Source organism: Pseudomonas sp. FSL R10-1339, assembly GCF_009600545.1.
Lineage (GTDB): Bacteria > Pseudomonadota > Gammaproteobacteria > Pseudomonadales > Pseudomonadaceae > Aquipseudomonas > Aquipseudomonas bubulae.
On record NZ_WIVQ01000047.1, the window covers coordinates 19,605 to 32,226 of the forward strand.

A 12,622-nucleotide genomic window follows, 5' to 3' on the forward strand; every position below is an offset into this window, starting at 1 on the left:
CTTATCTTCTTCCGTAGCAGGCTATTAAAGCAGGCTTGGTCGCATAGCTTGTAGGAAAGATACTCAATGCAATGTAAGAACCCTATAATGCGCGCCGGTTTTTGGGGTGTTGGTCATGAGTACAGAAGATCCACGTTTTGCCGGTGTAGCCCGGTTATATGGGCTGGAAGGCCTTGAGCGACTGAAGGCGGCGCATGTGGCGATCGTCGGTGTAGGCGGCGTCGGGTCGTGGGCAGCGGAAGCGATTGCGCGCTGCGGCGTCGGCGAAATTTCGCTGTTTGATCTGGATGACGTGTGCGTTAGCAACAGCAACCGCCAGTTACACGCCTTGAGTACGACCATTGGTCGGGACAAGGTTGAGGTGATGGCCGAACGCCTGCGTCAGATCAATCCTGACTGCAAGGTTCATGAGGTGGCCGATTTCGTGACGCGCGAAACCATGGCCGACTACATCACCCCCGATATTGATTGCGTGATCGACTGCATCGACAGTGTGAATGCCAAGGCGGCGCTGATTGCCTGGTGCAAGCGGCGCAAGATACAGATCATCACCACCGGTGGCGCGGGCGGGCAAATTGACCCGACGCTGATTCAGGTCTGTGACTTGAACCGTACCTTCAATGACCCTCTGGCCTCCAAGGTGCGCTCGACCTTGCGCCGCGATTATAGATTTTCGCGCACTATGACCCGTCACTACAGCGTGCCGTGTGTGTTCTCCACCGAGCAGCTGCGCTACCCAAAGCCGGACGGCAGCATTTGCCTGCAGAAGAGTTTTGTCGGTGACGGGGTGAAGCTGGACTGTGCTGGCGGGTTTGGCGCAGTGATGATGGTGACGGCCACCTTCGGCATGGTGGCGGCGACCAAGGCGGTGGACAAGATCGTGGCGGGCGTGCGCCGGCCTTCGGAGAAGGTAAAGCCTGCACCACAGGAATAAGGCTCGCCTCGGACCTGGCCTGTGGGAGCGGCCTTGCTCGCGATAGCACCGGCGCGGTGTTTCAGATAAACCGAATCGCCCGCATCGCGAGCAAGCCCGCTCCCACAGGGGGCGGCAATGGTCAGGCTGCCAATTCCCGCATCCGCACCAGCACCGCATTGAGCCCATTGCTGCGCGATGGCGACAACTGCCGGCTAAGCCCCAATTGCTCGAACCATCCTGGCAAATCGACCTGCAGCAGCTCTTGCGTGGTCAAGCCGTTCACCCGCACCAGCAGCAACGCCACCAGCCCGCGAATCAGTCGCGCTTCACTGCTGGCAGCAAACTGCCAATGGCCATCGACCTGCTCACCCACCAGCCACATCTGGCTTTCACAGCCATGCACCCGGTTGGCGTCGGTTTTGTCGGCTTCGCTGAGTTCCGGCAATCGCTGGCCCCATTGCATCAGCAGGCGTGCACGCTGTTCCCAGCCGGTGCAATGCTCAAAGCTGTCGAGCGCCGCCTGGGCGTCGGCGGGCAGGGTCATTGCAGCAACTCCAGCGCCTGATCGAGGGCGAGGAAAAAACGCTCCAGATCTTCTGAGTCATTGTACAGCGCCAGCGAAACACGGATGGCACCAGCCAGACCAAGGCTTTTAAGCAGTGGCATGGCGCAATGATGCCCGGCGCGAACGGCAATCCCCTGTTCGGTCAGCAGATGGGCCAGATCGGCGTTGTGGACGCCCTCGACTACAAAACTGACCAGGGCCAGTTGCGGGGCGCCCAGCAGACGAATGCCCTGGCGCTGCTGCAAACCCTCGACGAGCAATCGGTGCAGTGCTGTTTCGTGGGCCTGGACTGCGCCCTGGTTGAGGTTGGCCAGATAGTTGAGGGTTGCCCCCAGTCCGATCACGCTGGCAATCGGCGGGGTACCAGCCTCAAATCCCAGCGGTGCCGGGCGAAAGGTGGCGTGCTGATAGTCGGCGTCCTGCACCATCTCGCCGCCAAACTGCCAGTGTTGCAAGCGGGCCAGGGCTTCATGACGGCCAAACAGCACGCCCAGCCCGTCGGGGCCATAGAGCTTGTGGGCGGAAAACACATAGAAGTCACAACCCAGCGCCTGAACGTCCTGGCGACCGTGGACAACACCCTGGGCGCCGTCAACCACGGTCAGTGCATTCTGTGCCCTGGCCAGCGCCAACAGTTCGGGCAGGGGCTGCCACACACCAAGGACGTTGGATAACTGGCTCACGGCCAACAGGCGAGTGCGCGGGGTGATCAGGCGTGCGGCGGCCACGAGGTCGATCACGCCGTCGGCATCCAGTGGCAGTACCACCAGGGCCAGCTTTTTACGCTTTGCAAGTTGCTGCCACGGCAGCAAGTTGGCGTGATGTTCCAGGGCGCTGATAACGATTTCATCGCCCGTATTGAATTGGTGCTCCAGGCCGTAGGCCAGAAGGTTCAGCGCTGACGTGGCGCCGTGGGTGAACACGATTTGCCCGCACTCGCCGGCATTGAGCCATTGCGTCACTTTGTGGCGGGTGTTTTCGAATGCCTGGGTCGCGTGGGCGCCCGGCAGATGTTGGGCCCTGTGTACATTGGCTGCGCCGTTGGCGTAGTAATGCGTCAGTGCGTCGAGCAGGGCTTGGGGTTTTTGCGTGGTAGCAGCGCTGTCCAGATACGTCTGGTCCTGACGTTGCAAGGCGGCGATGGCGGGAAAGTCAGCGCGCCAGGGAGAAGGCAAAAGCATGGTGTTCGGGCTCTGTTGACGAGGCCGGAAGCCGGCCCCGTCAGTTGCAGACAGACGCTTAGTTGTGAGCGTGCAGTGCTTCGTTCAGCTCGATGGCCGACTTGTGGGTTTTGCATTCCACAGCGCCGCTTTCCGAGTTGCGGCGGAACAACAGGTCAGGCTGGCCAGCCAGGTCACGGGCCTTGACCACTTTGACCAACTGGTTGTTTTCGTCCAGCAGGGCCACTTTGGTACCTGCGGTCACGTACAGGCCGGACTCGACGGTGTTGCGGTCACCCAGCGGGATGCCGATACCGGCGTTGGCGCCGATCAGGCAGCCTTCGCCGACCTTGATCACGATGTTGCCACCACCCGACAGGGTGCCCATGGTCGAGCAACCGCCGCCCAGGTCCGAACCTTTGCCGACAAACACGCCTGCCGATACACGGCCTTCGATCATGCCCGGGCCTTCGGTACCAGCGTTGAAGTTGACGAAACCTTCGTGCATCACGGTGGTGCCTTCGCCGACGTAGGCGCCCAGGCGAATACGCGCCGCATCAGCGATGCGCACACCGGCCGGAACCACGTAGTCGGTCATTTTCGGGAACTTGTCGACCGAGAACACTTCCAGCAGATCGCCACGCAGGCGCGCTTCGAGTTGACGCTCGGCCAGTTCGCCCAGATCGATGGCGCCCTGGCTGGTCCATGCCACGTTTGGCAGCAGCGGGAACACGCCCGCCAGGCTCAGGCCGTGGGGCTTGACCAGGCGATGGGACAGCAGGTGCAGCTTGAGGTAGGCCTCTGGTGTCGAGGTCAGAGTGGCGTCTTCGGCCAGCAGGGTGGCAACCAGCGGCTTGTGGCTTTCGGCCAGGCGGGTCAGCAGGGCAGCCTGGGCGGCGTCGACCGGTTTGGCGGCTTCAGCCATCTGTGCGGCTTGGGCGGTAGTAAAGGTGATTGCCTGATTGCCACCGGTGTAGCCCAGAATCGGTGCGATGGCTGCAATCAGCTCGGCCGATGGATTGACCAGGGGTTGTGCGTAGAACACTTCCAGCCATGCGCCTTGGCGGTTTTGGGTGCCGACGCCGAAGGCTGCGCTGAACAGGGTAGTAGACATGCAATTACCTCTTACAAAAATAAATGGGCGGGCGCTTACAGAAGGGCCGCCGCATAAAGATCTGGCTTGAAGCCAATCAGGGTTTTGTCACCGAGATCGAGCACCGGGCGCTTGATCATCGAGGGTTGGGCGAGCATCAGTTCAATGGCTTTGGCTTGGTCGAGATCGGCTTTGCGTTCGTCGTCGAGCTTGCGAAAGGTTGTACCGGCGCGGTTGAGCACCACTTCCCAGCCGTGCTCATTGCACCAGCGGGTCAGGTGTTCACGGTCAATGCCGCTGCTTTTGTAGTCATGGAAATCGTAGTGCACTGCATGTTCATCGAGCCAGGTGCGAGCCTTTTTCATGGTGTCGCAGGCTTTGATGCCGAAAAGGTGCAACGTCTTGCTTGAATCGGTCACGGAAATTGCCCCCCCTTTGGAGATGCGGTAAATGAGCAGTCGCGGATTATGCCATGCGCAGCGCCCTTGGGCGTGATTGGCTGCGAGCTTGGCACAGACTTGTGACATGTCGTCGCACTGCTACTTTTGTTCAGGCTCGGCTTTTACGGTTAGACGCTACTATGGAGCGCAATGGGAAATTGTTGCTATTTATTTAGTTTAAAACTGATCGTTCGGGAACTCTGCTGATATGCAAACCGCCTATACCGTCCTTATCCTGCTGATGCTGGTGGGGATTTCGCGTCTGTTGGGGCGTGTCATACCTCTGCCTTTGCCGCTGGTGCAGATTGCTGCCGGTGCCGTACTGGCCTGGCCGACACTGGGCCTGCATGTGGCGCTGGAACCTGAGCTGTTCCTGTTTCTGTTCTTGCCGCCGCTGCTGTTCTCGGATGGCTGGCGCATGCCCAAGCGTGAGTTCTGGCGCCTGCGCGGGCCGATTCTGACCCTGGCAGTAGGGCTGGTTTTGTTTACGGTGGTGGGTGCGGGTTATTTCATCCATTGGCTGTTGCCGACCATCCCCTTGCCGGTGGCATTTGCCCTGGCAGCAGTACTGTCACCCACTGATGCGGTGGCGGTATCGGCCATTGCACAGAATCGCTTGCCCGCACCCTTGATGCACATGCTGCAAGGCGAGGCGCTGATGAATGACGCCACGGGCCTGGTGACCTTCAAGTTCGCCCTGGTGGCTGCCATTACCGGGGTGTTTTCCCTGGCCAATGCCAGCCTGACCTTCATCTTGGTGGCCTGTGGCGGGCTGGCCATTGGCGTCGCCCTGAGCTGGCTGGTGGGGCGTTTGCGCGCGTGGATGATCGCTCGTGGCTGGGATGACCCGGCCACCCATGTGGTGTTTATGTTGCTGCTGCCTTTTGCCGCCTATGTACTGGCCGAACGCTTGGGTGCTTCGGGCATCCTGTCGGCGGTGGCGGCGGGGATGATGCAGAGCTGGCTGGACCTGTTGCCGCGTCAGACCAGCACCCGCCTGCTTAATCGCAGTGTGTGGTCGCTGTTGGAGTTTGCCTTTAACGGGTTGATCTTTTTGCTGTTGGGCCTGCAATTGCCGGACATCATCAAGGCGGTGGTCAGTCACGAAACGACTCTATGGCCGACCTTGATGTATCGCTGCCTGGATGTGGTGGCGATTTTCCTGGTGCTGCTGGCGCTGCGCTTCATCTGGGTGCAAAGCATCTGGCGGCTGTCCGGCCTGTTGCGCCGCTGGCGTGGCAAGGGCGAGCTGACGATGGTGCCGACAGCCCGCTCCTGCTGGCTGCTGACCGTGGGCGGGGTACGCGGTGCGGTGACCCTGGCGGGCGTGATGTCGGTACCGCTGCTGGTCAGCGAGGGTTTGAATTTTCCTGAGCGTGATTTGCTGATCTTTATTGCTGCCGGGGTGATTTTGCTGTCGCTGGTGGCAGCCTGCATCGCCTTGCCGGTGTTGTTGCGCGGTATTCCAAAAAGCCCGGACGATGCCATGCGCAAAGAAGTGCGCGAAGCCTGGCGACGCACTGCGGAAGCGGCGATTCACGCGCTGGAAGCAGAAGAGGTGGTGGAGGCCGATGGTCAGCAGGATGCGGCCCAGGCGGCTCTGGCGGCTGAGCTAAAGGCGCGGATCATGTCTGAGTACCGTCATCAGCTTGAGGTGTACAACGACTCGGCGGAGGCCCAGGCACTGGCTTCGCAAATGGACCAGCTGGAAAGCCGTTTGCGGCTCAAGGCACTGCGGGCGCAGCGGCTGGAGCTTTACAGCTTGCGCCGTCACCACGAAATCGGCGACGACGCCCTGAGCGAAATCCTCAAGGACCTGGACTTGAGCGAGGCCAACCTGGGAACGGTGAAATAACCCAGCTTTATGTGGGAGCGGGCTTGCTCGCGATGGCATCGCAGCGGTTCGTCTGGCAGACCGCATCGCTTGCATCGCGAGCAAGCCCGCTCCCACAGGGGCGGTTTAGCCGCGACGCTGAATAAAGTCGCGGATCCGCCCGGCGGCTTCCACGCACTCAGCCAGTGGCGCAACCAGGGCCATGCGTACGCGACCAGCGCCGGGGTTGAAACCGTCTACTTCGCGGGACAGATAAGAGCCCGGCACTACGGTGACGTGCTCTTGGGCAAACAGATCGCGGCAGAACTCGGCGTCGTCACCTTCAACCCTGGGCCACAGGTAGAAGCCGCCATCCGGGCGCTGCACATCCAGTACCGGGGTTAAAATCTCCAACACCGCATCGAACTTCTCGCGATACAGGTCACGGTTGCTACGTACGTGATCTTCGTCGTTCCAGGCGGCAATGCTTGCCAGCTGGGTTTGTACCGGCATGGCGCAGCCATGGTACGTGCGGTACAGCAGGAACGCCTTGAGGATGTCGGCATCGCCGGCCACAAAACCGGAACGCAAACCCGGCAGGTTGGAGCGCTTGGACAGGCTGTGGAACACCACGCAACGCTTGAAGTCTTCACGGCCCAGGGCCACACAGGCGCTGAGCAGGCCGACCGGTGGTGTCTTCTCGTCGAAGTACAGCTCGCTGTAGCACTCGTCTGCGGCGATCACGAAGTCGTGTTCGTCGGCCAGTGCGATCAGTTTTTTCAGGGTTTCAAGCGGGATCAGCGCACCGGTCGGGTTACCCGGCGAGCACAGGAACAGGATCTGGCAGCGTTTCCAGGTGTCGACGGATACGGCGTCGAAATCCGGGTTGAACCCATGCTCGGCCAGGCACGGCAGGTAGTGCGGCTGAGCGCCTGCCAGGAAGGCAGCCCCTTCATAGATCTGGTAGAACGGGTTCGGGCTCACCACCAGAGCGTCGTCACCACGGTTGACCACGGTCTGGGTGAAGGCAAACAGGGCTTCACGGGTGCCGTTGACCGGCAGGATATTGCGCGCCGGGTCAAGCCAGCCTTTTGGCACGTTGAAACGACGCTCGGCCCAGTCGGCGATAGCTTCGCGCAGCGCCGGGATGCCCAGGGTGGTCGGGTAGACCGCCATCTGGTCGAGGTTGTCAGCCAGTGCCTTGGCCACGAAGTCCGGCGAGCGGTGCTTGGGTTCGCCAATCGACAGCGCGATTGGGCGCTTGTCGGCGTTGGGCTGCACGCTGCCAAGCAGGGCGCGCAATTTTTCGAACGGGTAAGGCTGCAGCTGGTTTAGAGCGTTGTTCATGGGGTGCGGGTCTCACTCGGCGGCGGTTAAATGCTCAGGCGCCACGGTTCTGGGGTTGAATCCTGATTGACCGTCAGTTGCTCGACGATCGCTTCCTGCAAACGCATGCACAGCTGCGGGTCTGACAGCGGCTGGTTGTTTGCATCGGTAATGAAAAAGACGTCTTCGACGCGTTCACCCAGGGTGGCAATCTTGGCGTTCTGCAGCGACAGATCAAACTCCAGAAAGATCATTCCGATGCGAGCCAGCAGGCCCGGGCGGTCGGGGGCGCTGAGCTCCAGCACGGTCACCGGGCGCTGGGCGTCGTTATGGATCGTGACCTGGGGCGCAAAGGCAAAGTGCTTGAGCTGGCGCGGCACGCGGCGCTGGATGATGGTCGGGTAGTCGTCCGGGTTGCGCAGGGCTTCGGTCAGCCCCTTGCGGATTTTTTCGATACGCGCCGGGTTGTTACCAATCGAGCCACCATCGTTGTCGAGCACGATATAAGTGTCGAGGGTGAACTGGCTGCTGGAGGTGATAATGCGTGCGTCATGGATGTTCAGGTTGAGCTGGTCCATGGCGGCCACTGTCACGGCGAAGAAGTCGTGCTGGTCGGGTGCATAGATGAAGATCTGCGTGCCGCCCTCGAACTCGCGCTGGGTGGTTTCCTTGATCAGCACCAGCGGGCCGCCATCGGCAGGCTGCTGCAGGATGGCTTCGGTATGCAGGGCCACGTCGGCAGAGGAGTGTCGCAGGAAATAGTCGTCGCCCAGCTGTGACCAGAGCTGTTCCACGTCATCCTGGTCGGTACCCCCGCGCACCAGAATATCCAGCGCCGCACTTTGCGTCTGGCGGATCTGTTCTTCGCGGTCCACCGGGTTTTCCAGGCCTCTACGCAAGGCACGCTTGGTCTCGGTGTAGAGCTGGCGCAACAGGCTGGCGCGCCAGGAATTCCACAGCGTCGGGTTGGTGGCGTTGATATCGGCGACAGTCAGCACATAGAGGTAGTCGAGGTGGGTTTCGTCCACCACAATCTGGGCAAAATCATGGATGACCTGCGGGTCGGACAGGTCCTTGCGCTGGGCGGTGGTGGACATCACCAGGTGGTTTTGTACCAGCCACACGATCAGGCGCGTGTCCCACTGCGGCAACTGATGACGGATGCAGAACGCTTCTGCATCCACGGCACCGATTTCGGAATGGTCGCCGTGGCGGCCCTTGCCGATATCGTGGTACAGCCCGGCCAGGTAGATCAGCTCGGGCTTGGGCAGCTTGGCCATCAACTTGCTGGCGAGCGGGAATTTTTCCGATACCTGGGTGTATTGCAGCTTACGCAGGTGTTTGATCAGGTTCAGGGTGTGGGCATCGACCGTATAAATGTGGAACAGGTCATGCTGCATTTGCCCGACGATAAAACCAAACTCGGGCAGGTAACGGCCCAGGATGCCGTAACGGTTCATCCGGCGCAGGTTGCGGTGGATGCCGATCTTGCACTTGAACAGTTCGATAAACAGGCTGGTGTTGCGGATGTCTTTGCGGAAATCTTCGTCGATCAGGTAGCGATGTTCGCGTAGCAGGCGGATGGTGTCGGCCCGCACGCCCTTGATCTCGGGGTGCTGTGCCATCAGCAGGAAGATTTCCAGCATGGCGAAGGGGGTGCGCTTGAACACGTGGTCGCTGGTGGCTTCGATATAGCCATCGTGCAACTGGAAGCGCGAGTTCAACGGGGTTGGCGGCGCTTCGTCCTCGGGAGCGAGGATCACCTCTTCGAAGTGCTGGATGATCAGGTCGCTGAGCTGGGCAATGCTCATGACCACCCGGTAGTACTGCTGCATGAAATTTTCGATGGTCTGCTTGGCGTCTTCGCCGGTAAAGCCGAGCAGTTCGCCGATGCTGCGCTGGTGGTCGAACAGCAGACGGTCTTCGGCACGCCCGGCAAGCATGTGCAGGGCGTAGCGCACCTTCCACAAAAATTCCTGGGACGAGGCCAGCAGGGCGTGCTCGCTTTCTACCAGAAAGCCTTCGCCGGCAAGGGCGCGCAAATTCAGGGTGCCGTACTGGCGGCGGGCTACCCACAAAATGGTCTGGATATCGCGCAGGCCGCCGGGCGAACCCTTGACGTTAGGCTCCAGGTTGTACTCGGTGTCGTTGTACTTGTGGTGGCGGGCCTTTTGCTCGGCGCGCTTGGCCAGGAAAAACTCCTTGCTGGGCCACATGTGGGCGGTGCTGGTGACGTCCAGCATGCGCTGACGCAAATGCTCGGGGCCCGCCACGGTGCGGCTTTCCATCAAGTTGGTGATGATGGTCAGGTCGGCGCGGGCCTGCTCTGCGCACTCATCCACCGAGCGCACGCTCTGACCTACTTCTAGGCCTATGTCCCATAGAAGTGTCAGAAAACGCTCAATGGAATCACGGAAAACTTCGTGATCTGCGTTGTCCAGCAGGATCAGCAGATCGATGTCGGAATAAGGGTGCAACTCGCCGCGGCCATAGCCGCCGACGGCGACCAGCGCGATGTCGGCCTCAGCGCTCCAGCTGAACTGGTCCCACGCCTGTTGCAGGATGTTGTCGACGAACCATGCACGGTCTTCGATCAGGCGGCGAATATCACGCCCCTTTTTGAAGCGTTCGTCGAGTACCTCCCGAGCCTGCCGGATCGCCTTTTTGAAAGCGGCAATGGGGCTCGCCTTTAATGCCAGCTCGGCCTGGAACTGGCCGCGGTCAAAAAGTTCTGGATCCACCTGCGGCATCGATTGGCATTCCTGTGCTGGGTTTTACGGGCTAAACGGTGAAAACACGCAAGTTTCAGGCCGAAACGCGGGGGATGGTGTCATCGCTGCGCAGGGTGAAAATTTCGTAGCCGGTGTCGGTGACCAGCAGGGTGTGTTCCCACTGGGCAGACAGCTTGCGGTCCTTGGTGATGGCGGTCCAGCCGTCGCCCAGCACCTTGGTGTCGGCCTTGCCCTGATTGATCATCGGCTCGATGGTGAAGGTCATGCCGGCCTTGAGCTCCATACCGGTGCCAGCGCGGCCGTAGTGCAGGATCTGCGGCTCTTCGTGGAATACCTTGCCGATACCGTGGCCGCAGAACTCGCGTACTACAGAAAAACCGTTCTTTTCAGCGTGCTTCTGGATCACTTCGCCGATATCGCCCAGGCGGCAGCCCGGTTTAACGATTTCGATAGCCTTGTACATGCATTCCTGGGTCACTTGCGACAGGCGCTCGGCCCATACCGGAACCTTGCCGACGTGGAACATGCGGCTGGTGTCGCCGTGGTAGCCGTCCTTGATCACGGTGACGTCGATGTTCAGGGTGTCGCCGTCCTTCAATACCTTGTCGCCCGGGATGCCGTGGCATACCACGTGATTGATCGAGGTGCAGATCGACTTGGGAAAGCCTTTATAGTTGAGCGGGGCAGGGATGGCCTTTTGCACATTGACGATATAGTCATGGCAGATGCGATCCAGCTCTTCAGTGGTGACGCCGGGTTTTACGTACTCGGCGATCATTTCCAGGACTTCGGCGGCCAGTTTGCCGGCGATACGCATTTTTGCGATGTCCTCTGGGGTTTTGAGGGTGACGGTCATTCGGGCTCTCTTCGCGCGTTGGCGCTCATCATCAGGATTGCGGGCGTGCTGTGAATCGCGGCACGCCGTCATAAAAGTACGATTCTAACAGACGGTCGGCGTTAGTCGTGGGCCTGTAGCCATCGCTTCTCTTAATAGATAGGAGCATCCTGGTTCTATTCCAAGGCCCCGCGCGAATAAGGTAAGCGGCCGAAGCCCGCGCTTTTGATTTTTTCGCCCTTCGTGAGGCCGAATAGGTATGTACTCGGTAGTTTTAAATGGCATTGCGCGTACATATCCAGCATTTGTGTCTAACTGAGACTATGGTTTCGACCTTACGTCGAGTCCCTTTTGGAGGGACCTGTACGGACCGGACACATGGTTGACGGGTGTGCGGGGACATGGTGGACACTTTTCGGCGAGCCAACTTCGCCGGAAAGCCATCATGCCCTGGGACACGAGAGATGCCATGAGCCTGAAAGAAGAGTCCGTTGCCTTAGCACGGCAACCCGGTAGCAATAAACGAGAACTGTGTCGACGGTTTGGCATCAGCCCGCAAACGGCCTACAAGTGGCTTAACCGTTACGAGGCGCACGGTCAGTCGGGACTGCAAGAGAAGTCCCGCAAACCGGCTACCAGCCCCAAGCTGACCTCTGCAGTTTTGGAGGCGCAAGTCTTAGCCCTCAGGCAAGAACATCCAGCCTGGGGTGGACGCACAATCAGCACCCTCTTGAAAAAGCAGATCGCTCCCAGCACCGTGACCAATGTCCTGCACAGGCACGGACTGATTCAGCCTGCTCCGAATGAGCAAGAGGCCAAGCTGAGATTTGAACACGATGCGCCCAACGATCTGTGGCAAATGGATTTCAAAGGGCACTTCTCAACGCAAGAAGGCCGATGCCATCCCCTGACGCTGTTGGACGATCACTCGCGATTCAATTTAGCTATTCAGGCTTGTGATAACGAGCGTGGAGCTACGGTGAAGGACAAGCTGGTTGAGGTATTCCAGCGCTTCGGATTACCCGCTCGTATCAATGTTGATAACGGCCCGCCATGGGGCTCACCGCGCAATCCAGGTGAAATCACCGAGCTGAGTATCTGGCTGATTCGTTTGGGAATCCGGATCAGCTACAGCCGCCCTTACCACCCTCAAACCAATGGAAAGATCGAGCGCTTCCACCGCTCTCTCAAGGCCGAAGTGCTTGATGGGCGTCAATTTTCCACGATCCAGGAGGCTCAATCCGCGTTCGATCGATGGCGGGAGGTTTATAACCTACAACGACCTCATCAAGCGTTGAACTACCAAGTACCGATGGACCGATATCGCTCCAGCCCTTGGGCTTATCCGCAGCAGTTATCGGAGTTTGAGTACGGGCCGGACGATGTGTTGGCCAAGGTTTATCACAGCCGATTTCGCTTTCAGAAACGCTATTTCAGCATCGCCAAGGGCTTGGTTGGGCAGCACATCGCAATACGGCCCAACCCTGAAAGAGATGGACTCTTTGACGTCTACTTCTGCCATCACTTTCTAAGAACGTTCGACGTGAGCAAACCTGACTACGGGGCATAATGTGTCCACCATGTCCCCGCACATGTGTCCACCATGTGTCCGGTCCGTACAGAGGGACCCAAAAGGAACCAAAAGGTCCTCGCCCCATCGTACGACCTTCGCTGCGCTCAGGTTCCCTCGCTCCGGCTCTGCTCCGTGGGCCCGCCGCCACGGGCCATCCATGGCCCATCGC

The 12,622-nt window shown here is 59.8% G+C and carries 10 protein-coding genes; 3 read left to right on the plus strand and 7 right to left on the minus strand.

Annotated features, from left to right (window positions below):
• Nucleotides 1-115 precede the first annotated feature (115 nt).
• Nucleotides 116-934 carry a tRNA cyclic N6-threonylcarbamoyladenosine(37) synthase TcdA gene (gene tcdA, locus GHO03_RS14785; protein WP_153400134.1) on the plus strand — a complete coding sequence of 273 codons (819 nt, stop codon included), beginning with the start codon at nucleotides 116-118 and terminating at the stop codon, nucleotides 932-934.
• 121 nt (nucleotides 935-1,055) lie between these two features.
• Here tcdA and GHO03_RS14790 read toward each other — a convergent pair whose 3' ends face one another.
• The 4 genes from GHO03_RS14790 to GHO03_RS14805 are packed head-to-tail and all read right to left on the minus strand — an operon-like array spanning nucleotide 1,056 to nucleotide 4,153.
• The gene (locus GHO03_RS14790; protein ID WP_153400135.1) at nucleotides 1,056-1,460 is read right to left on the minus strand and encodes a SufE family protein; all 405 of its coding nucleotides are present in this window, start codon (nucleotides 1,458-1,460) and stop codon (nucleotides 1,056-1,058) included.
• On the minus strand, nucleotides 1,457-2,662 hold the full coding sequence (locus GHO03_RS14795) for an aminotransferase class V-fold PLP-dependent enzyme (protein ID WP_095001302.1): 1,206 nt from the start codon (nucleotides 2,660-2,662) through the stop codon (nucleotides 1,457-1,459). The genes GHO03_RS14790 and GHO03_RS14795 overlap by 4 nt, the downstream gene beginning before the upstream one ends.
• Nucleotides 2,663-2,720: 58 nt before the next feature.
• The gene (gene dapD / locus GHO03_RS14800; RefSeq protein WP_153400136.1) at nucleotides 2,721-3,755 is read right to left on the minus strand and encodes a 2,3,4,5-tetrahydropyridine-2,6-dicarboxylate N-succinyltransferase; all 1,035 of its coding nucleotides are present in this window, start codon (nucleotides 3,753-3,755) and stop codon (nucleotides 2,721-2,723) included.
• Between the two features lie 35 nt (nucleotides 3,756-3,790).
• A complete protein-coding gene (locus GHO03_RS14805) occupies nucleotides 3,791-4,153 on the minus strand; it encodes an ArsC family reductase (RefSeq protein ID WP_095001396.1) in 363 nt (120 codons plus the stop codon).
• A gap of 229 nt (nucleotides 4,154-4,382) precedes the next feature.
• Here GHO03_RS14805 and GHO03_RS14810 point away from each other — a divergent pair, with 229 nt between their 5' ends.
• Complete coding sequence (locus tag GHO03_RS14810) at nucleotides 4,383-6,029, plus strand: Na+/H+ antiporter (RefSeq protein ID WP_095001304.1); 1,647 nt, start codon at nucleotides 4,383-4,385, stop codon at nucleotides 6,027-6,029.
• Between the two features lie 105 nt (nucleotides 6,030-6,134).
• On the opposite strand, the gene dapC is transcribed toward GHO03_RS14810, so the two are convergent.
• The 3 genes from dapC to map are packed head-to-tail and all read right to left on the minus strand — an operon-like array spanning nucleotide 6,135 to nucleotide 10,973.
• On the minus strand, nucleotides 6,135-7,334 hold the full coding sequence (dapC, locus tag GHO03_RS14815; RefSeq protein ID WP_095001305.1) for a succinyldiaminopimelate transaminase: 1,200 nt from the start codon (nucleotides 7,332-7,334) through the stop codon (nucleotides 6,135-6,137).
• Nucleotides 7,335-7,360: 26 nt separating this feature from the next.
• The gene (locus GHO03_RS14820; RefSeq protein ID WP_095020566.1) at nucleotides 7,361-10,063 is read right to left on the minus strand and encodes a [protein-PII] uridylyltransferase; all 2,703 of its coding nucleotides are present in this window, start codon (nucleotides 10,061-10,063) and stop codon (nucleotides 7,361-7,363) included.
• 55 nt (nucleotides 10,064-10,118) lie between these two features.
• Entirely contained in the window at nucleotides 10,119-10,973 is an 855-nt protein-coding gene (gene map / locus GHO03_RS14825; protein ID WP_095001307.1) for a type I methionyl aminopeptidase, read from the minus strand.
• Between the two features lie 352 nt (nucleotides 10,974-11,325).
• On the opposite strand from map, the gene GHO03_RS14830 reads away from it, so the two are divergent.
• Nucleotides 11,326-12,450 carry an IS481 family transposase gene (locus GHO03_RS14830; protein ID WP_153400137.1) on the plus strand — a complete coding sequence of 375 codons (1,125 nt, stop codon included), beginning with the start codon at nucleotides 11,326-11,328 and terminating at the stop codon, nucleotides 12,448-12,450.
• Nucleotides 12,451-12,622: the final 172 nt, after the last annotated feature.